The following is a 20,115-nucleotide window of genomic DNA, read 5'->3' as shown; positions in this document are numbered from 1 at the left end:
TAACTGTTAACAGTTAACCGTTAACCGTTAACAAAAAAATTATGCTAGTTCCATTAACTCGACAAACCTTTGAAGAACTGATTCCCGCCGTTGCTACCGCTGCTCAATACAAATATGCTTGGGGTAAACCCTCAGATTTTTTGAAGCGGCTATTAATTTCTGTAGTCAGCGTACTTTTCATGCTATTAGTTTATAAATTAGCGTGGGAAGATGGCGGGGCAGTAGTTTTAATTTTTGGACTTATTGCTGGTCTTTACTGGCTTTGGGGCCCGGTTTTATCGGCAAGTTTGCGAAATCTACAATGCCGGAAATATAAATACTGCGGTTTCTGGCAAGGACGAGTTTTAGATGTTTATATCACAGAAGAAGTCAGCAGTCAAGAAGAAACTGTTAACAGCAAAGGACAGCTTGTGATTGTAGACAATTTAGAGCGGATGATTAATGTAGAAGTAGGAGATAAGACAGAATTTACTACTAAAATTAAAGCACTTATTAACCGCACTCACCAGGAGATTGCACCGGGTCAAGTTGCTTTAATGTTAGTAATGTCAAATGAAGAAGATTTAAGCCGTATTTCTAAGGTTTCAGATATTTACATTCCCAGTCGAAATATCTGGGTAAGCGATTATCCTTACTTACGGCGGGATGTGTTTGTAGAAGTCAGTCGTCAGTTGAAAAAGAAAAGAGATAGGGGAGGGAGAGATGAGAGTGAAGAAAGGGGAGGGGAGAGGATGCGATCGCGCCTTGATTATTGATTTGGAAGCGATGCCTTCGGCTGGCTTCGCCTACGCGCTTTTTCTTAACTTATTCAGCAAGCGCTATTATATTGATGATAAGCAAAAGCAGGTGGTTGTAACTATTATTGCTCATCGCAGGGAAGTTTATTAGTGAGATCGCGCTTCGGTGAGGGAAGGGCGATCGCTTTTCCTGCAATTAGATAGACAAAATGTTACCTCAAATCTAAAAATATCTACCGAGTGCTATTTACAATAGTCCCCTGTTTTGTCGCGATCGCATAAATCGAACTCATATTAAATCACTGAAATCCTTACTGTGATTGCATTTTTCTCTTTCCTTCTTCTTTCTTACTTAGATTTTTAGCTTTCCTCAGCAATTTCTGCGGCTTTCTTTTCTCCCTGATATTTCAAGCCTTTGACAGCTTTTTTAAAGTTATCATATTTCTCAATCCTTTCTGTTAGATTCGTCTCAAGTTTGTAATCGGTTCGGATACCTTCAACCCCTTTTCTAATTAGTTCCGCATCAAGGTTATCCCTAGTTTGTCACTCTAGGCAGAAGAAAATTGGTGAAAAGCATTTAATTTAGTCCCTGTTAAAGCATTAGCACAGAGATTAACCAGACTAATTAAAGTATTAAAACTACTAACTAATAAAGGAGATTCAAAAACCTTCAACCAAGGTTTTACTAATTTGAGGGCTAATAGTGGCAATAATAGTAATTGCATATTATTTAGCATTGATTTCCAGCCTTGATTGAAATCCCAGTCTGGATGTTCAGCTAGATAACTATTTAGTTCAGATTGACAACTTGATAAGTTAGATAATTCCGAAGACTGAGTTGAAATAGCCCTCATACTAACCAATAGAAAAGCACAACAAATAGATTCCCACCATTTAGCAATATCATTGTATTTGGTTACATGAAAGTCCGACCAACCTAATTCAGATTTGCTTTGTCTAAATCCATATTCAATCCAAGTTCTTTCTCCATAAATATTGCCTACATCTTGATATTTAATTTTGTCAATATTAGTCATTACATAAGATGTACTATTGACTGGTAATGTTTCGGGATCAGTTGTTAGATACCAATAAGTATATTTATTCCTGTGACCAAATATTATCTCACACACATATCTTTTTTGTTGTTGACCTTTACTTAATATTCGGTCAAATTCTTGCCAAGAAGTCTGTTTAACTTCCTCCCCCTCTGGCATCCAGACTCCATGATTACTTCTTCTAACTCCATAAATATTGACACTTACAATCCCATTGTCTACTTTTCCTAGCCTTCCTAAATATTGTCTAGCTACATATTCAGTTTTATTTCCTTTTTTTGGATCTCCGGTCTCATCTATAATAATGTCAATTGCTTCTTCTTTTAACCAGTTAAAGATAATTTTTAGTCTCTGGGTTCTTAATTCTTCCGATTTCCAGGGAGATTGTGTTAAAAAGTTATGCAATGATTGACTATTTTTTAATCCAATTATTTTAGAGAGTGTTACTAAACTTTTTCTCTTGCTTGGTGTCAAAATCCCCATAATAATTTGCTTAAAGGCTTCATAGCTTCTAACTTCTGGAAATATTTTTTGATAACTCTCACAATATTGATCGATGAAACTAATGGTAGGTTGTGGAATTTTGGGCTGTATCATAGTCTGTGTCTCCCATTTAGACTTCTCTTTCTATTTTACTCTTCCTAGAGTGACAAACTAGGGATATCATAGGCAAGTTTTATTTCTTTTTCTTGATTTGAGTCCTGGCTGTCTGTATTTTTATAGCAATCTTCAAGTTCTTTTAAAAGATTGTTTATTAGTTCATATCCCTTCTTGTCATCATCATTAGATGCCTGAGTTGGAGGAGCTGATTTTTTTAATAAAGTTTTCAATAACGGTGAATGTTCTATTAGTTTATCTAGCAAAAGCCTAACATTTGTTCTGCGATCGAAAGATAATAGTTCATATCCTGTACCTTCAGGCTTTTTATTGATGATTTCCACTAATTTTTGAATCGGTACACTATCTGGGAGAGCTGTAGTAGTATCCAGTCTTCTAGTTCTTGGTAGTATCTTCTGAAATTCTTTAAGAGAATCTGATTTTACTGGATGTGGGTTGGGTTCATCAGGTAGATATATTATTAATTCATCAATATTTTTCCTGAACAATAAAAATCTATTAAATTGTTGAGCTTTCGGAATTTCAGAGAATTTCTTGATTTGCTCAGCTTCTTCTTGAGAAACGTCAGACCATTCAGTAACAAAATCTGGAATACGTGATTTATCAGCCGTGATGAGAAATCTGTCAGAGTATCGGCAAAAATCGGACGCGGAGATTTTGTTTCCCTTATAATCGCATCCAGTAATTGCTTTTTCTATCGCGGTCAGCAGGTGTGATTTACCTGATTCATTAGCACCCACAACAGCCGTAATTTGCGGCTCTATAGGGACTTTAATGAAAGGGAACCATAGGTCGTTACCATCTGCCTTAATTATTTCCCACGGAAGAGTTTTTATGTTTTTATTGGCTTCTTCGGAGTTGGTGGGTTGATTGTCCGTAGCGGAGGATTGCCGATGATGATCGACGTTAAAAGATTTATAGAATCGGATAAAAATTGCATCTAGTCTCATATTTACGGAAAAATAGGGAAATACGGAATTTCATTATAACTCAACAAGAAGAATTACAAACATCCCGATCGCCCTTATAATATCCTTAGTATTGGGAAGCCAAAAACCATGTCACTCACACAAACCCAAGTAACCTATACTGAAGCTCAGGCGAATTTCGATGAACTGTGCGAACAAGTCATAAGCGATCGCGATGCCATCATCATCACCCGCAAAGACGGCGAAAATGTAGCGTTAATTGCCGCTGACGAATTGGCAAGCTTAATAGAGACAGTATACCTGCTGCGATCGCCCAAAAATGCCGATCGCTTGTTAAGCGCTCTGGAACAGGCAAAAGCTAAAACTGTCAAACCTCAGACTCTCAGAGAATTACGGCAGGAGTTGGAACTTGGCGAAGAAGCGTAAACAACAGCCAGAAGAAACGCCTGAACCGGAGCAAACCTCTGTTCGTGATGCAGTTTTTCAGCCTAAATTCCTAGAAGACCTTGCCTATTGGGTGGAAGTCGATCGCAAAGTTGCCCTCCGACTTTTAAAATTGGTAGAGGCGATCGTGCGCGATCCGTTAACAGGTGTCGGCAAACCAGAACCCCTAAAATATTTGGCTGCGGGTACGTGGTCGCGAAGGCTTACCCAAGAACATAGAATAATCTACTTAGTCAGCGAGAATCGGATTGATTTTCTCCAAGCTCGCTATCACTACGAAGATTAGGAATTTAGGCTATTGCTTTAAACCCGTCACAACCCTAACCCAAACTATTCCCCTCTTGGCCATAGGCCTGCCAAGCCAAATCCACCAACCCATTAACGATCGCCACAGCCACCACCGCAGATCCCTTACGCCCCTCAATCCGAATATGAGGAATCATTGAATCATGCAGCCTTGACTTAGCCACATCTACCCCCACAAACCCCGAAGGCGTACCAATCACCAAAGCAGGCCGAATTTCTTCAGACTCAATTAAATCTACCAACGCCGACAGCGCCGTTTGAGCCTGACCAACCACAAAAATACCCTCTGGATACCGCCGGGCCAAAGTTTCAATGCCCCAAGCAGCACGGGTTTTTTCCTTCTGAGGCCGAGTTAAAGCCTCCATCGAACAATATACCGGATTCGCAAAAGTGCTCTGGATCTGGGGCGTAATCCCCACCTGCACCATTGGCACATCTACAACAATAGTAGTCCGCGCCGCTAATGCCGCCGCCCCCGCCTGTAAAGCGTGGTCAGAAAAACGGATCAGAGACTTGTATTCAAAGTCAGCCGTAGTGTAAATCACGCGGCGGACAATTTCGTACTCCGCCGGCGACAAGACATGATCGCCAATTTCGCGATCGATTATTCCCAGACTTTGGGCATCGGTTACGTGCCATTCCATTTGAATAGCGATCGCCTCTCAGATTTCAGCTATTGTTATTGGTTAACTGTTAACTGTTAACCGTTAACCGTTAGCTTATCAGCTTTTGGCGATCGACAACTGATTACCTTTCAGAAGCCGAAGACTGATTCAAGACTGGAGTTAAAAAAGCTGCCAGAGCCCCAATCAGGAAACCAGCTACATTCCGCAGCAGTGGTAGCCACTCGGAGGTACGGGATACCACCGGGCCAATGCCGAAAGCGATAAACAAAATGCCCCACAGCGGAGAGAAAATCAACGCCCACTGCCAAGCTACAATTTGTCCGGGTTTGCGCGGATGTGCCGCAAATCCGCAGATTATGCCGCCGAGTACGGAAGTAATCAGAGTCAAAATCCATTGTTCGCGTGGCAAACCGGGAACGACGCGACAACCACCCTGGCGCAAACAAAGTTTAATTGATTCTAAGGATTCGAGGATAGATTGGTCTTCGCCGTTGTCTCGGATAAAAAATTGATTGCCGAAGCGAGTTTGCAACTCCACCCAAAAGGTTCGCGGTAGCAAGGGGTAAAGATCATCTCCAACGTTAAAATTAAGCAGGTTGCCGCCCCGCTGATCGGCAACTAGCAAGACACTTTTTTGATCTAGCCCCCAATAATCTTTGACCGCTAGACCAGGTGTGCGGTCGTATTGAGTCAAAACTCGCAGTTTCCAGCCCGTTTCAGCTTCAAACTGCTCTAAATCTTTAGCTAGCGTCTGTTCTTGAATTTCGGTCAGGGCTTTGGCTAAATCAATTATCGGTGTCTGAGTCTCAGGCAGCAAATCGGGGTTGTTGTAGGCCCAGGCTGCGGGCGCGATCGCCCAAACTGAGATAACTAGGAACAACGCAGCAATTGATGCTAAAAATCTTTGCGGTAAAAGCTGTTGCATAGCAGATCTTGGTGTATTTGTCAAGGATTTAGGTAAATTGGTTGTCTTAACCAAGCGATCGCAGAAAACTAATATTTCTTTACATTTGTTTACTTTACTAGAAAGCGTTGAGGAATAGAAGGGATTTCTAATATAGCTAGGGGCTAGGGAAGTAGGGGTTAGGGGCTAGGGGCTAGGGACTAGGGAAATAAGGGAATTACTGATTAGGATAGAATCAAAAAATCTCTTCTTCTCCAGCCCTAGCTTCTAGCCCCTAATCCGCTCTTCCCCTTCTTTTCCTAGCCCTGAGCATCGTAGCCCCTAGCCCCTAAACGACGAAAGCGATTGCTATAGCTTGTAAGGTGTGCGATCGCCTGCGTCGAACTTACGTAATTTATTTGATTTTCGACCATAAGCAAATAAAATATTAGAGCATACCCCCTATGGGCTTTACCCCTCTCAGTGTCAAAAGTTAGGAGCTTACTTTCGGTCATTGATTCAAGAATCCCACCGCCTTCAGGCGTGAGAGTACCAATCCTCCGCCAGTTTTGTAAAGTTTATTTACAAAAACCGATTTTTTGCATAAAAAGGTAGGGCAAGACATTGACAGATAAGTAGCAGCTCAAAAACTCTGTATTTTTGAGTCAGCAGATATCCACTAGCCAAATTTTTGCAGGAAAATTTATGGACTCATTTGCTTACCTTGAACTTGCTCTTGTCTGGGAAAGCCCTACGGAGCCAAAATTGCTTGAGGGATTGAATTGGAAAAAGCTATCTAGCCAGACCTACATCCCCTTGTTATCTCTGGCTTTGGTATTATCAGTTTTGAGCATAGCTAGCTCAGCTAATGCTGAGATCAGACCAGGATCTAACGGCGAACAGGTGAGAGCGCTTCAGCAGCGATTGCAAGCACAGGGTTACTTCCCAATAGGTACAACCCCAACTATCTACTATCGCAGCATCACTGAAGAAGCTGTTAGGCAATTTCAGCTAGCGAGAGGACTCTCGGCGACCGGCATAGCTGACAATTTGACCCTCTATTACCTGGGTTTGGGGCCCTATCCTACACCCACACAAGGTTACAACCCCTATCCCTCATCTCCAATAGGTCAAGCTCCAAATACAAGCACAACGATTAGAACTTGTCAGGGGTTCCGTTTTGGAGATAAAAACGTAACTTTCCTTCAACAAAAGTTAAAAGCTCTTGGCTTCTTTTATGGTGCTGTTGATGGCAAATACCGCGAGCGCACTCTTAGTGCAGTCACTCGTTTTCAGCAAGCTAATAACCTCGTACCTACTGGCTGTGCAGACAGTACCACCCTAGCTGCTATAGATCTGGGGATCAGGGAAATTTCCTATTCTTACCCTCCTATTACTCCTCCCTCAACAATTCCCATCGGACAAGGTTTCACTACTCTTTTCACCTTGGGAAGAAATAGTCGTGGCCCTGCGGTTAGAGAACTTCAGAATCAATTGGCACGTCTACGCATTACTCCTGGCGCTATTGATGGAGTATTTGGGAATGACACTGAATATGCAGTGAAACGTTTCCAGCAGCGTATGGGAATTTATGCTGATGGTATTGCCACACCTAGCGTACAAATTGCTTTGCGGAATATCATTGCTGGAAATGTTCCTATTCCTTATGGAGCTCCTCTCTATGTACCTCGTGTTGTATCCAGGTAAACCAAGTTGCTAAGTACAAAAATTGTAGAGGTCAGTCTCCGTGCTTACCCCAAAGATGCGGGGCAACCACAGGGGAATTGCCCCTACAATAATTACATAATTTATTTAGTCTTCTCTACCCATTGAACGATCTTTTTGCCCAAACAAACATTATCTAATAAATCAATTTCCCGCAGACCAGTAGGACTGGTGACATTGATTTCTGTAAGATAACCGCCAATCACATCAATTCCTACAAAAAATAAACCATCTTTTTGTAAAACTGGCGCTAACTGAGTGCAAATCTGATATTCTCGCTCAGTAATTTCTGTCTTAGCAACTCTACCACCCACTGCCATATTCCCGCGAAATTCATTGCCAGTGGGAATACGATTTATAGCACCAATAGGTTCACCGTTCATCAAAATAATTCGCTTATCTCCTTCTTTTGCCTCTGGCAAATAAGTCTGAACCATCACGGGTACTTGTCCCTGTTGAGTGCTAATTTCAATCAAGGAGTTAAAGTTGCGATCGCGTCCCTCCATAAATAAAATTCCTTCACCTGCTTTACCGCCTAAAGGCTTCAGCACCGCTGCCCCTTTTTCCTCGACAAATTGCCTAATTACCTGTTTATTTTGGCTGACAATTGTTTCTGGTATTGCCTCTACAAACTGCAAAGCATACATCTTTTCATTGGCACTTCTTAGCCCTTTAGGGGAATTAATTACCAGCGTTTTTTCTGGATCAATACAGTCGAGAATATAAGTAGCGTAAAGGTAAGGAATGTTTACTGGCGGATCTGTCCGCATAAACACTGCATCCATCGCCTCAAGGGGTTGCAAAGTAGGCTTTTCTAGTTCGTACCAAACTTCAGCCGCTACCCAATGTCCCTCTACTAATTGTACTGGTGTTAGGGCTACACGGCTCAGTAGCCCCCAAGCTTTGCCACCAATTACGCTTAAATTTTCTGCTTGAGTGACCCAGACTTCGTTCCCAAGTTCTTGTGCTGCCTCCATTAATGCCACACTGGTATCGTGACCTGGAATTAGCCGTTGGAGGGGATCGATGATGAATGCAAATTTCATTGATGTTGTTAGTGGTAATTGGTAATTGGTAATTGGTAATTGGTAATTGGTAATTGGTAATTGGTAATTGGTAATTACCCATCCTCCCCATCTCTCCCATCCTCCCCTAGTCCCTAGCCTCTAGCTCCTTCTTCTATAATTGGTAATTGCTCACAATTATGTAGGATGGATAAAACGATTAAATCGTCAGTAAAAGACGTTAAAACCTACCCCCGGACTGGAGGAAAGTCACGACCGAGGAGCTTGCTGCAAGGCAAGGATAGCAGACCGCCTTTTTGGGCAAAAGGATTGCGCCCGGAAACCCTAGCAATAGGGATATTAAGGCTGGAAAGTCTTAAGAATCCCCGCGTCTTCAGACCGGGGAGTGTCAAACTAAGATAAGAGGGGATCTAGCTTACCCTGAGCTTCAAGGGCGTGGATGTCGTCGCAGCCGCCTATATGGTGGTCGTTGATGAAAATCTGAGGTAGGGATTTTCTTCCCTGTGCCCGCTTTGCCATCTGACTCCGCGCTGCTTCGTCTCCGTCAATGCTATACTCGATAAAATCTATCCCTTTTTGCTTGAGCAGTGACTTGGCTCGAATGCAAAAGGGGCAGGTTCTCCAAGTGTAAATTTCAACTTTAGGAGTCATAAGTTTCTCAAACATTAGCAATATTTCTTAATTTTAATCTTAACCAGGGGAATATGAAATTAATGTACAGTTACTACTTACGGGCTAGGTATAACTTTATTTTTAAGATTATTTTGTTTACTTTAGGGGGAAGAACTATAAAATTTGCCGCTGTGAAATAGACAGTCCCGCTTTAGAGGTAAAACGTTACTGTCTAGTGGTCTCGATCGAGCTGCTTTCGCTTTTTTGCAGAGTAAATTATAGCCGCACTTGTCATCAGCAGTGCGATCGCCGTGCTTGGTTCGGGAACGGAAGTTGAGTCTTGGTTCAATGCTTGAGTTGTATAAACATCCGTGATGGTATTAGTGGACTTAGAGGTGGTTTTGCTATCCGATGCACAGGCATCTGAATAGTTGCCAGGCCCACAAATGTTAACTTGCGCTAAAACTGGAGGGGCTGCGGCTAGGTAGTAGAACCCAACTGCCGCAGCGGCAGTGAGTCCACAAGTTAGTTTTGCCAGTAGCGTAGACATAATTAGTTAATTAAACAGTTGCAATAGGATAACAATAAATACAATGCAACAAAGTTGTTTTCCAATTGATAAGGGCTGTCACAGCGCTGTGTGTTTGCGATCGCGGACAAGAAAGGTGAAACTAATTTTTCGGTTTCGGCTGTCCCCTGCATACCCTCATCATCTTTGCTTTGCCCTGGCAGTCCTTACCCTCTATTCTAACAATCTCTCGCTGCTAGCAGCCCACCCAGGGATATATTTTCACACAACCCTCCTCATAATCAATTATACATGGCTTACCTGAAATTAATGCCGCCAAGTTGTAGTTCAGATCGAATTGAAGATGCCCTACCCGATCCTCTCATCTTTTGCAGACATCTGTCCTCAGTATATATACGTAAGTTTCATCCTGTCAATGACCCCCCGATTAAATTTATACGTATTTACCGAGGGTAGGCTACGTAATAAATTAACTGAGCTAGTCTCTGACGCAGAGTTTCCAGTCCTAGAGCCTTAGCGGCGGATATAAACACGGCTTGGGGAAATTCCTCCTGAGCTTGCCGCAGAGTGTCCCCGTCTACGCGATCGATTTTGTTGAAAGCAACCAAGGCGGGCCCCGGAGTGACGGGCATTTCAGTCAAAATCGTCATCACAGAGCGAATTTGACTGTGCCAAGCTGGATGAGAGAGATCCACTACGTGCAGTAGAGCGTCGGCATCTGTGACTTCTTCTAGAGTGGCCCGGAATGCGTCGATCAAAGCGGGGGGTAGTTCGTGGATGAATCCCACCGTATCCGTAAGTACGATAGACAGGGATTCTTCTGTAACGGCATCGGCAATCACTAACCGCCGCGTGGTGGGGTCAAGCGTTGCAAATAATTGGTCAGCCGTGTAAACTTCTGCATTAGTAAGTACATTGAGCAGTGTCGATTTACCGGCATTGGTATAACCAACGATCGCAATTGAGGGTACTTCTCTGTGTTGCCGTTGCTGGCGCATCCGCGAACGATGAGCTTGCAGTTGATTAACTTCTTGCTGCAAGCGAGAGATGCGTTTAGCGATCGCCCGTCGCTCTGTTTCCAGTTTCGTTTCGCCGGGCCCTCTAGTACCGATCCCACCTCCTAACCTAGACATCGCCTGACCTCTACCGGTCAGTCGCGGTAAATTGTATTCTAGCTGGGCGAGTTCTACCTGTAATTTACCAGCGCCAGATTGAGCTCTCTGGGCAAAAATATCTAGAATTACCTCCGTGCGATCGACAACCCGGATACCGATTTTGGTTTCTAGATTCCGTACTTGTGCCGGAGAAAGATCGCGATCGAATACTATTAAGTTAGCGCCGACTGTCTGAGCGCTCAGAGCGATTTCTTCGACTTTTCCTTCGCCTACGACTGTCTGAGGATGGGGGCGCGATCGCTTTTGCTTCACCGTTTGCAACACCTGACCCCCGGCTGTACCAACCAAGCTAGTCAATTCTAGCAGTCCGTCCTCAAATTGTTGCGGGGTCATATCCTGAGTCATCATCCCCACCACCAGCACCTTATCCTGGTCTACATCAACCTGCTTGGCGACAAACTCCCGCTCAAACTCAGCTTCGATCGCTTCTACCCACTCCTGAAAGTCAAGTTCAGCTAAAACCTCCAAGCTTAAAGGCGCTGACATACTCCAAAAGAAATTTTGAGCCTTAAGAGATTGGTCTGTTTCTGGCAACCCTTCGCGGTTTTGAGTGTTAAGTACAGGAGCAATATCCCCCGCTCCCCCCTGCTCCCCCGCTCCCCTGCTCCCCCGCTCCCCTTCCGGCGTTAGGTGGGCCAGATAGGTTTCTTTGATGTAACCAGCACCGCCGCCCCCTCGCCGCTGAAAGCCTCCACCAGTAAGCGTTAGCCAAACCAAAGCATCTAAGCGTTGGATTGCCATTGCCGTAAGTGCAGCTTCACCAGGCGGTTCCGGTTTCAGGTGGGTAGCAATGCAGCGAATACCGCTGAGACGACCTTGACCATAGCGGGGCAATTCTAAGGGTGGGATTTGGGTTTGGCGAGGCGTACCCACACCAACGCGAATCACCTGTCCCCGGCGGTTGACGTAGGCACAAACAGGCTGGTCAATTTCTGTGCTGATAGCAGCAGCACGTTGAGCAAATTCCGGTGTCGCGAGGCGATCGCCCGGAAGTCTCTGGTGGTAAAGTTTTTCGAGTTGCTTGAGTTGGCTTTTCTTTAAACCTTGGAGGTTGCCGTAGATAGTGTCGATAGGTCTTTCCTCTGAAAATCGAGTTTATTTTAAAGTATGACTTAGGCAAACCTCTTGCCTTAACCGCCAATATAGGTCGTTCCTTTACTCCCACACAGACGGCGTTACCTTATCAGTGCCTAAGTCTAGTTAATATTTTAATAAAAAAATTGTCGGGTAGCACGATCGATCTCAAGTTTATTTATAACATTTTACTACCTTTTTGCAAATAGCACATCTAGTTACGCCTACCGTATAAATTATCACTATCAATTATCTTTCAAGTCATCCTTTAGAATTGTGTGGATTTTGAGCCTAAAGGCAGATAGCCGTGCAGGAATTAGGTGGCTACTATGTAAAAGTAATGAATGTAAAGGAATGTAAATCATGGAAACTCCTCCTAGCTATTTACCCAAAGTTGCTAATGCGTATAACGAGAAAGATCGCAATGCTTTCTTGTTTGGTTTTACTCCCCAAGCAGAGCTTTGGAACGGTCGCTTAGCCATGATTGGTTTCCTAGCTTATCTGCTGTGGGATCTTGCTGGATATAGCGTGCTGCGCGATGTCCTACACTTCCTTCCCAATCTACCTCTGCCTAGCTAATCATCGGTTCTACTTGCAATTTGGCAGTTTTAGGAAATACTAAAACTGCCAGATAGTTTAAAAAAATCTAACGCTAGGCAAGCCCTACTGTCTCAAACATTTCATAGTTAGTTACAGTTTTTTCATTTTGTAAGGAAGGAGAAATAATCATGATCGACTCAAACTTACTAGCAGTAATAGAATCGGCTGTTAGCGACAGCGCATTGGGTGATTGGCAAAAACCCTTGGTGATGTTTATTTGCAATCTCTTGGCTTTGTTCGTTCTTAGCCGTGTAATTTGGCATCCCCACGTCGGGCCGAAAATGCCTCTACCCTTTCCTGAGCTTTTCAATAATATTAGCGTCCCTGCATTTTTGGCATCAATGAGTGCGGGTCATCTCCTGGGGGTACTCGTAATTATGGGGCTCAATAACAGCCAAGTTATCTAGCAAGAGAGCAAAAAAGCTACTGAAGATGTGGCTTTTTAGCCGAAAACTCATAAGGACTTTAGACGCTATAAAGTAGGGTGCGCTTAATGCACCCTGCTAACTTCTTCTAGGACAGGGTGCAGACCAAGATAAATTAGCGATTTCAATAGCAGAACTAGGCTCACTTTACTTTCTATGGTAGTTTTCACGGGCAAGGAAGTCCCGATCGCGACAAGAAGCAGGAAGATATTCTGCAATACTTCCACATAATCGATCGGGCTGTGCACCAACATTTACACGGCAAAAAAGCTCCCTTAGTGCTAGCCGGAGTAGAATATTTGTTTCCGATTTACCGAGAAGCAAATACTTACCAGCATCTAGTTGCTGAAGGGCTGACGGGAAATCCTAAAATTTGGAAGGCAGAAGAGTTACAGGCGGAAGCTCTGCCGATTGTGGAACCTTTGTTTTCCCAGGTACAGGAAGAGGCGATCGAACAATATCGGGAACTTGCCGGAGTTCAAAAAACTTCTGCGGATTTAAATGAAACTCTTTCGGCTGCTTATTTTGGAAGAGTAGATCGATTATTTGTGGCGATGGGCGTTCAGAAATGGGGTACTTTTAATCCTGAAACGGGTAAGGCGCAAGTTCACTCAGAAGCGGAAGCCGGCGATCGAGATTTATTGAATTCTGCGGCTATTCAAACAATTTTGAACGGCGGTACTGTCTACGCTGTTCCGCCTGAAAAAGTCCCCGAAGCAGCACCAATAGCTGCGATCTTTCGTTATTAATTTATAGGAGTTAAAGCAATGGAATCAACAACTTCAGACCAACAAAATGCTAGTAATAGCGGCGATAAGGAACGGTGGGCATCGTTAATTGGGGGTGGGGCGCTGGTTCTTTACGGTTTGTCTCAACGTTCTTTGAGGGGCGCTTTGGTGGCGATCGCAGGTGGCGGTTTAGCTTATCACGGTGTCAGTGGAGGAAATGTAGTACAGTCAGCAGAAAATATGGATAATATCAAAGTTGAAAAGACGGTGACAATTGATAAATCTCCTGAAGAACTTTATCGTTTTTGGCGGGACTTTGAAAATTTGCCGCATTTCATGAAGCACCTTAAATCTGTGAAAGTAATCGATGACAAGCGTTCCCACTGGATTGCATCTGCACCGATGGATAATAGCATCGAATGGGATGCGGAGATTATTAACGAACAGGAAAACCGATTAATTGCTTGGGCCTCAGTTGAAGGCGCAGATGTTGATAATTCTGGTTTTGTGCGTTTTCAACCCGCTTCCACAGGGCAAGGAACAGAGGTAAAAGTTGTCATTGAATACAATCCCCCAGGCGGTGCAATTACTGCTGCTTTTGCTAAGTTATTTGGTGAAGAACCGAAACAGCAAATCGGTGACGATCTGCGTCGCTTTAAGCAAATAATGGAAACTGGCGAAATTGCTACTGTGGAAGGCCAATCTTCGGGCCGTAGGTAAGTAGTGGAGTTTACATATAGGGGGACTATTGATTATTTAGGGAAAGATACGCTAAAAGGGCCAAAGGATATATTCGTTGAACGGACTGCTTCTTCTAGAACTTCTGTGGCGGTAGGTAAGTGGACAAATTCAATGTCGAGAGGTGAGCTAAATTGAATCTCGCCTGTCTCTTTGCTTCCTTCAGGAACTAAAATCAACAAACGCAGCGTATAAGTGCCTTTTTTATTAAGAGGGCGTAAAAGCAAGTCAATTTGTGATTTAGGTTCAGAAAAGCTTACAGGTGTAAGTTGTTCTACCTGATGGTGGCGGTTAGGTACTTGCGCCTCTATGTAGACGGCAAGATTGTCCTCTGATAAAGAGATGCCAAATTTAAAGTCATCATAACTGTAGTTGCCTTGATTGGTCAATTGAATTTGAACAATATGTAATTCTTTGTATCTATATTCTGTGGTTCCGTCAGAAATTTTGATGTCTGTGCTGTGGCATAATGTCCCCAAAGTATCATCAAAGGAAGGAAATATATCAACTCTGCGACCAATTGTTTGCGTGCGCTTCTTAAAAGTAGAAATAGCTCTTTGAATTAAAGCTCCGGTGATGCCACTACCAATTACAATTAGAGATATTATTAAGATGGTGGACCAGTGGAACTCGCTCATTTGGTTTGAGTAATTAAATCAGGTTTATATTATTATAATATAAATTACCCGCTCGGAGAAGGGTTTGCTGATGCCGCCTAAAGTTGTTTTTGGAAATGCTGGTATTGAAGGTATAAGTCGCGGAGGTTGGTTCGCGGGTCACTTTATAACTCCTAATGACGATCCTCGCTCAACGTCTGTTTTAGAGGTAAAATGGGGGACTCATAAAGCAGGGGAATGTAGAACTCAGTGGGCTGTAAATACTGAAGCTACTACACTTTCTATTTTAATTAAAGGGCGATTTCGGATTCAATTTCCAGAGTCAGAGGTCTTGCTTTCTGGTGAAGGTGATTATGCTCTTTGGTGTCCGGGTGTGTCTCATTATTGGTTCGCTGAGGAAGATTCTATAATTCTGACGGTTCGCTGGCCGTCAAAGTCAGGAGATAGTAAAGGGCAAAGTTTAGGACTTTGAGTGCATTTACTCAAAAAACATTGCTTTTTCCAGGGTTATTCGCTAAAATAACCAACCTGTCCAGTAAAAGTATTCCACCAACGAGACAGATATTTTCGACATCCACTTATGACCATTGGCTATACTCCACCTTGGCTGCTTAACAATGGCCTATTAATGACGTTGTACGGCGCATTAAGGGCTAGTCGCCATTGGGAAAAAACGATCTCCGATCCAGAGCCCCCTTACCAAGAACATATCTTTACTGGTGCTTGTGGAGTACCGATTTTCGGTCTAGTTGCGATTCCCGAAAATCCCCGATATACCATTGTTGGCACTTACGGGATTACTGGCGATCTGGATAATCAATGGTTTCTTCGGCTACTGGGTCGTAAAGCCTATTCCCAAGGCTGTGCAGTGGTATTCTTTGACTGGCGAGCTCACGGCAAAACTGCCGAACTTTCTCCTACGCTGACTTCTGATGGTCTATACGAAGGCGAAGATTTCGTTCGGATTGCTGCGGCTGCGAAAGAGATGGGATGTCCCGCCCCTTTTTGGTTCACGGGTTATTCCCTGGGGGGACAATTAGCATTGTGGGCTGTAAAATCAGCTCAGGCGATCGCAGATTGGGGGCCTGATTTAGGACTCGAAGAGTCAGAACTAGCAGGCGCGGCGGTGATTTGTCCCAGTTTAGACTCGAACCGTTCTCTGTCTTATCTGGTTAAAGATGAATGGGGGAAATTTTTAGAAAAAGCGATCGCCCGACAGTTAAAAAAACTAGCAAAACAGATCGCCGCATCACATCCAGGGGCGATCGATCCGGCGGCCATTGAACGCGCCAATAGCATTTGGGGATTTGACCATGAACTGGTCATTGGGCGGTTAGGTTTCTCCTCTGTAGAAGAATACTATGACGCTAGCAGCGCTCTACACATTTTGCCTCACCTCAAAAAACCCACTTTTATCCTGTATGCAGCGGACGATCCGATGTTTGACCCCATTCTTGTCTCTGAGTTGCAAGCCATTAGTGCCAACAATCCAGCCTTAGAATTAGTGCTGACAGCCTACGGTGGTCATGTCGGGTATATCAGTAGTAAACGCTGTCAGCATCAATTTGCCGATCGCGATCGCTGGTGGGCCTGGAATCGGATTTTACAGTGGTTCGACACATTGACTGTTAATTGAGATGAAATAGCAGCAGAAAAAAGGATTTAATTATCTAGTAGCTGTGATATCATTTTTGATCGGAAAATGGTATAAAAACCCGGCGACTCTAAAGACTCAGGAGTGCGATCGCTAGAGACAGGGGGCTAGGGACTATGACGATCGGGGAAGAAGGGTTGAGAATCTATGCTGGTAGGAATTAAGAATGTCTTAACTGTCGTGGCGGTTGCTATAATCGATAGACCAGACAAGGAAAAACTAAAAACATAAGTTTTTCTAGATTTTTTCAATCCCAATCAAAAATCGCAATTAATTGTAGGAGGACACTGTTATGGGTGAATTTTTGACAGCCGATTTAATAGTAGAAGGAGTCACGGCTTTGGGTTCTTTGGGTTTCTTGTTTTTGGCATATCAAGCTTTGCAAATATTGAAAAAATAAAGCGAAAAGCAATTTTTGTAGAGATGGAAACAATTTGAAAAAGAAACCCAAAGCCAGAATTCAGCCTAAATTCTTCTGCATAACGCAACTGCGTTGCTGTTTCTCAGGGGTTTTCAGCATTTTCTTTATAAAAAGTAAGATCCTAATTCCCAGAAAGCTTACCAGCAATAGCCTTTTCCCTTAGCCTTAGCCTGCTAGTGAGCTTGTGGAGAAAAACCGTGTCCGTTGAGCGATCGCTAGACGGGCAGACACAAAACTAGATCGCAGAAGGCGCGTTGTGGTAGAATCTAGTCTGTCCACATCTAGTACATAATTGAGTTTGACAATAAACTGGTAACAATAATTCGTCGGCTTAGAGGTATTTTACAAGACCAGGGTTGTGCTCGTTTAATTACAGATGAAAGTTTGTCACTGGAGAGAGCTGCGGAGGGCGAACCGCCGCACTTCCAACTAGGGGCGTTACGCAATGGCAGGAGAATTGTTACCTGTAGTGCCTAAATTCCAGAATTGGAAATTGACTCAAATGCTTGAAGGTAAATGAGTCGCCGCCTCAACTCAACTCAAAGCATCTAGATAACTCTGCCGATGGCGTGCGATCGCATTGGCGCTTTTCTCTCTCCTAAAACATCAACCAACGGCAGCGAAAATTTTTCATGCCACCATCAACCAAAAAAGAGCTGGGTTGTTTTCATGGTTAGCCAACTTTTGGACGGACGCTATCAAATCATTGAAGTCATAGAAACAGGAGAATTTGGACAAACTTATCTAGCTAAAGATACTCGCCGCCCTGGGGAACCGCAATGTTTTGTCAAGCATCTGCGGCCTGCAAGTAACGATCCGAAACTAATCGAGACTGCCCGCCGCCTGTTTGAAAAAGAAGCAGAAGTTCTAGAAAAGCTCGGCCAGCACGAACAAATCCCTCAGTTATTTGCTTACTTTGAGAAAAATCAAGAATTTTTCTTAGTAGAAGCATTTATTCCCGGCTATTCCTTAGCCAGCGAGATTTTACCAGGAAAACCGCTGTCGGAAGAGCAAGTTGTCAGGCTATTGAAAGAAGTCTTAGAAATTCTCGTGTTCGTACACGGACACGGGGTGATTCACCGAGACATTAAACCAGGAAATTTAATCCGGCGGCAGTCAGATGGCAAATTAGTTTTGCTCGACTTTGGAGCAGTTAAAGAAATTAACCTCGATCGCGGTCAAAAGCCGGCTACAGTTCGGATTGGCACCTTGGAATATATGCCAATTGAACAATTTCAATACAACCCACAATTAAACAGCGATATCTATGCAGTAGGGATGATCGGAATTCAGGCCCTTACGGGGTTGCCTGCTTATGAATTACCAAAACTGCGAGATCGCGATAATCCTCATGGGGGCGAAATATTTTGGCGACATTTAGCTGTAGTTAGTCAAGAGCTGGCAGATGTTTTAGACAACATGGTACGCTACGATTTTCACCAGCGATATCAGTCTGCTGCGGAAGCTGTAGCCGATCTCAAAAGAGTTAGCGATCGCTCTCGAACTAGAGTTCCTAAAATTACCATATATCGGGAAGAAGTAGAGCGCCGCGCTAGCCATCGAGGGGAAATTTCAATTGTCGGCCGCAAAATCTTAGCCGAACTGCGAAACAGTCTAGAACTATTGCCAGAAGAAGCAGATGCCATTGAAGACGAAGTATTAAACCCTTACCGAAAATTCAAGGATAAGGCGCAGCAGTACGAGCAGGCTTTAGTTGAATCGATGCAGCAGGAATATCCCTTTGCCAAGGATACTCGTGACGAATTGAAACGCTTGCAGCAAATTTTAGGGCTCACAGATCAAGATATAGAATTAATCGAAAGTCGCGTCCTCCCCAAATCCTTACTCGTCAAATTACAGAACCTAATTTTAAGTTTTACACAGCCCAAGCAGAGTTCTGACCAGCCACCAGGGAGATTTTATCCTCCAGGGTCGCGGATAGCAGACAATGGTCTACCACAAGCGATATCTAACGGACAAGTTTCGCCAATAAATCGGAATCTTACAGTTATACCGCAGCCACAAAATCGCAGAATAAATCCTTACTTAATTGGGGCAAGCATTGCTGCTATTTTAGCTGTAGTTGCTGCTATTTACGGCTATCTTCAGTGGCAGAAGTTGCAGCAACGCCGCCAGCAAGAATCGCAACAACTTAATACAATTAATGCTCTTTATAAAGAGAGCAATTATCAGGAGTGTATCAACCAGGGAGAAAAAGTTAATAATAGTTCTAGTCGCTATGCAGATGCTCAACTCCTTGTCAAGCAATGCCAGGATGGTACTAACTGGAAAAACGTAACAGTTAAGAATTTTGCTGAGCATTCCAATGCAGTTGGAGCTGTTGCTTTTAGTCCTGATGGTTTGACCATAGCTAGCGGTTCTAAGGACAAAACGATTAAGATTTGGGATTTAGCTACGGGGAATCTGATCCGCAGTTTTGATGGAGATTCATCGGCAATTTGGTCTGTTGCTTTTAACTCGAATGGGACGCGGCTAGCAGCCGGCACTTCTTACTGGAGAATTCTACTATGGAATTTGAAAACGGGGGAATTAGTGCGTACTGTCGATCACGATGCTGCGGTTTGGTCTGTAGCGATCGCTCCTGACGGACTAACTTTAGCTAGCGGTAGCAGCGACAAGACATCCAAAACCTGGAATGTAGCAACTGGGGATTTAATTTACAATTTGCCGGATCATTCCGATTATGTTTATTCGGTTGCTATTAGTCCAGATGGGAAAACTTTGGTTAGCGGTTCTAAGGATAAGACGATTACAATTGTGGATGTAGAAACTGGTCGGTTGATTAATACTATTGATGGTCATTCAGATCAGGTGAGGTCGGTTGCAATTAGCCCGGATGGAAAAACATTAGTTAGCGGTTCCTACGATCGGACTATTAAGATTTGGAATCTGGCTACTGGGGAGTTAATTCGGACTTTGAACGGTCATTCTGGGGAAATCGTATCTGTTGCTATCAGCCCGGATGGTAAGACTATTGCTAGTGGGAGTAAGGATAAAACGATTAAGATTTGGGATTTAAGGAGTGGAGTCTTACTGAATAGTTTGACAGGGCATTCTAATGAGGTTTACACGGTTGCTTTTAGCCCCGATGGTAAGACTATCGCTAGTGGGGGCAAGGATAATACGATCAAGCTGTGGCGGCAGTAAGGGAGCGGGGGAGCGGGGGAGCA

The 20,115-nt window shown here is 43.6% G+C and carries 19 protein-coding genes and 1 pseudogene; 11 read left to right on the top strand and 9 right to left on the bottom strand.

What is annotated here, in order from left to right; all coding sequences use genetic code 11:
* Positions 1–41 precede the first annotated feature (41 nt).
* Positions 42–755 (top strand): hypothetical protein, encoded by a 714-nt coding sequence (locus OSCIL6407_RS0100115; RefSeq protein ID WP_007355937.1) that lies wholly within the window; start codon positions 42–44, stop codon positions 753–755.
* 530 nt (positions 756–1,285) lie between these two features.
* Here the strand turns inward: OSCIL6407_RS0100115 and OSCIL6407_RS32040 are convergent.
* Complete coding sequence (locus tag OSCIL6407_RS32040; protein WP_019486784.1) at positions 1,286–2,392, bottom strand: transposase; 1,107 nt, start codon at positions 2,390–2,392, stop codon at positions 1,286–1,288.
* Positions 2,393–2,436: 44 nt separating this feature from the next.
* On the bottom strand, positions 2,437–3,363 hold the full coding sequence (locus tag OSCIL6407_RS0100100) for a hypothetical protein (protein ID WP_019486783.1): 927 nt from the start codon (positions 3,361–3,363) through the stop codon (positions 2,437–2,439).
* A 108-nt stretch (positions 3,364–3,471) separates the two neighbouring features.
* Between OSCIL6407_RS0100100 and OSCIL6407_RS0100095 the strand changes: the two genes are divergently transcribed.
* Together OSCIL6407_RS0100095 and OSCIL6407_RS0100090 are read left to right on the top strand one after the other, a co-directional pair.
* On the top strand, positions 3,472–3,768 hold the full coding sequence (locus OSCIL6407_RS0100095) for a type II toxin-antitoxin system Phd/YefM family antitoxin (RefSeq protein WP_007355137.1): 297 nt from the start codon (positions 3,472–3,474) through the stop codon (positions 3,766–3,768).
* Positions 3,752–4,072, top strand: a complete 321-nt coding sequence (locus OSCIL6407_RS0100090; RefSeq protein WP_007355136.1) for a Txe/YoeB family addiction module toxin — start codon at positions 3,752–3,754, stop codon at positions 4,070–4,072. Before OSCIL6407_RS0100095 ends, OSCIL6407_RS0100090 begins: the two co-directional genes overlap by 17 nt.
* Before the next feature lie 34 nt (positions 4,073–4,106).
* On the opposite strand, the gene OSCIL6407_RS0100085 is transcribed toward OSCIL6407_RS0100090, so the two are convergent.
* Together OSCIL6407_RS0100085 and OSCIL6407_RS0100080 are read right to left on the bottom strand one after the other, a co-directional pair.
* Positions 4,107–4,736, bottom strand: a complete 630-nt coding sequence (locus tag OSCIL6407_RS0100085) for a precorrin-8X methylmutase (RefSeq protein WP_007355135.1) — start codon at positions 4,734–4,736, stop codon at positions 4,107–4,109.
* Between the two features lie 103 nt (positions 4,737–4,839).
* A complete protein-coding gene (locus OSCIL6407_RS0100080; protein ID WP_007355134.1) occupies positions 4,840–5,643 on the bottom strand; it encodes a TPM domain-containing protein in 804 nt (267 codons plus the stop codon).
* A 663-nt stretch (positions 5,644–6,306) separates the two neighbouring features.
* Here OSCIL6407_RS0100080 and OSCIL6407_RS0100070 point away from each other — a divergent pair.
* A complete protein-coding gene (locus OSCIL6407_RS0100070) occupies positions 6,307–7,308 on the top strand; it encodes a peptidoglycan-binding domain-containing protein (protein ID WP_007355133.1) in 1,002 nt (333 codons plus the stop codon).
* 101 nt (positions 7,309–7,409) lie between these two features.
* Here OSCIL6407_RS0100070 and gshB read toward each other — a convergent pair whose 3' ends face one another.
* From gshB to hflX, 4 genes are all read right to left on the bottom strand, one after another.
* Complete coding sequence (gene gshB, locus OSCIL6407_RS0100065; protein WP_007355132.1) at positions 7,410–8,372, bottom strand: glutathione synthase; 963 nt, start codon at positions 8,370–8,372, stop codon at positions 7,410–7,412.
* Positions 8,373–8,744: 372 nt separating this feature from the next.
* Positions 8,745–9,002, bottom strand: coding sequence for a glutaredoxin 3 (gene grxC, locus OSCIL6407_RS0100060; protein ID WP_007357236.1), 258 nt, complete (start codon positions 9,000–9,002; stop codon positions 8,745–8,747).
* A gap of 193 nt (positions 9,003–9,195) precedes the next feature.
* Positions 9,196–9,513, bottom strand: a complete 318-nt coding sequence (locus tag OSCIL6407_RS0100055) for a PEP-CTERM sorting domain-containing protein (RefSeq protein WP_007357235.1) — start codon at positions 9,511–9,513, stop codon at positions 9,196–9,198.
* Between the two features lie 422 nt (positions 9,514–9,935).
* Positions 9,936–11,738: a GTPase HflX gene (gene hflX, locus OSCIL6407_RS0100050; protein ID WP_071592432.1), complete on the bottom strand. Its 1,803-nt coding sequence runs from the start codon at positions 11,736–11,738 to the stop codon at positions 9,936–9,938.
* A gap of 366 nt (positions 11,739–12,104) precedes the next feature.
* On the opposite strand from hflX, the gene OSCIL6407_RS0100045 reads away from it, so the two are divergent.
* From OSCIL6407_RS0100045 to OSCIL6407_RS0100030, 4 genes and pseudogenes are all read left to right on the top strand, one after another.
* Positions 12,105–12,320 (top strand): chlorophyll a/b-binding protein, encoded by a 216-nt coding sequence (locus OSCIL6407_RS0100045; RefSeq protein ID WP_007357233.1) that lies wholly within the window; start codon positions 12,105–12,107, stop codon positions 12,318–12,320.
* A 149-nt stretch (positions 12,321–12,469) separates the two neighbouring features.
* Complete coding sequence (locus tag OSCIL6407_RS0100040; protein ID WP_007357231.1) at positions 12,470–12,748, top strand: photosystem I reaction center subunit PsaK; 279 nt, start codon at positions 12,470–12,472, stop codon at positions 12,746–12,748.
* A gap of 188 nt (positions 12,749–12,936) precedes the next feature.
* Positions 12,937–13,515 (top strand): annotated as a pseudogene (locus tag OSCIL6407_RS30115) (baeRF3 domain-containing protein); the annotation flags it as partial.
* Between the two features lie 18 nt (positions 13,516–13,533).
* Complete coding sequence (locus OSCIL6407_RS0100030; RefSeq protein ID WP_007357229.1) at positions 13,534–14,214, top strand: SRPBCC family protein; 681 nt, start codon at positions 13,534–13,536, stop codon at positions 14,212–14,214.
* Between the two features lie 32 nt (positions 14,215–14,246).
* On the opposite strand, the gene OSCIL6407_RS0100025 is transcribed toward OSCIL6407_RS0100030, so the two are convergent.
* Entirely contained in the window at positions 14,247–14,870 is a 624-nt protein-coding gene (locus tag OSCIL6407_RS0100025) for a hypothetical protein (RefSeq protein ID WP_007357228.1), read from the bottom strand.
* A 70-nt stretch (positions 14,871–14,940) separates the two neighbouring features.
* Between OSCIL6407_RS0100025 and OSCIL6407_RS0100020 the strand changes: the two genes are divergently transcribed.
* The 3 genes from OSCIL6407_RS0100020 (at position 14,941) to OSCIL6407_RS0100005 (ending at position 20,092) form a co-directional block, all read left to right on the top strand.
* Complete coding sequence (locus OSCIL6407_RS0100020) at positions 14,941–15,321, top strand: hypothetical protein (RefSeq protein WP_007357227.1); 381 nt, start codon at positions 14,941–14,943, stop codon at positions 15,319–15,321.
* Positions 15,322–15,429: 108 nt separating this feature from the next.
* Positions 15,430–16,485 (top strand): YheT family hydrolase, encoded by a 1,056-nt coding sequence (locus tag OSCIL6407_RS0100015; protein WP_007357226.1) that lies wholly within the window; start codon positions 15,430–15,432, stop codon positions 16,483–16,485.
* A gap of 1,108 nt (positions 16,486–17,593) precedes the next feature.
* Positions 17,594–20,092 carry a serine/threonine-protein kinase gene (locus tag OSCIL6407_RS0100005; RefSeq protein ID WP_019486777.1) on the top strand — a complete coding sequence of 833 codons (2,499 nt, stop codon included), beginning with the start codon at positions 17,594–17,596 and terminating at the stop codon, positions 20,090–20,092.
* The last annotated feature ends 23 nt before the right edge of the window (positions 20,093–20,115 follow it).

This window comes from Kamptonema formosum PCC 6407 (assembly GCF_000332155.1).
GTDB lineage: Bacteria > Cyanobacteriota > Cyanobacteriia > Cyanobacteriales > Microcoleaceae > Kamptonema > Kamptonema formosum.
This window is presented reverse-complemented; position numbering and strand designations above follow the sequence as displayed.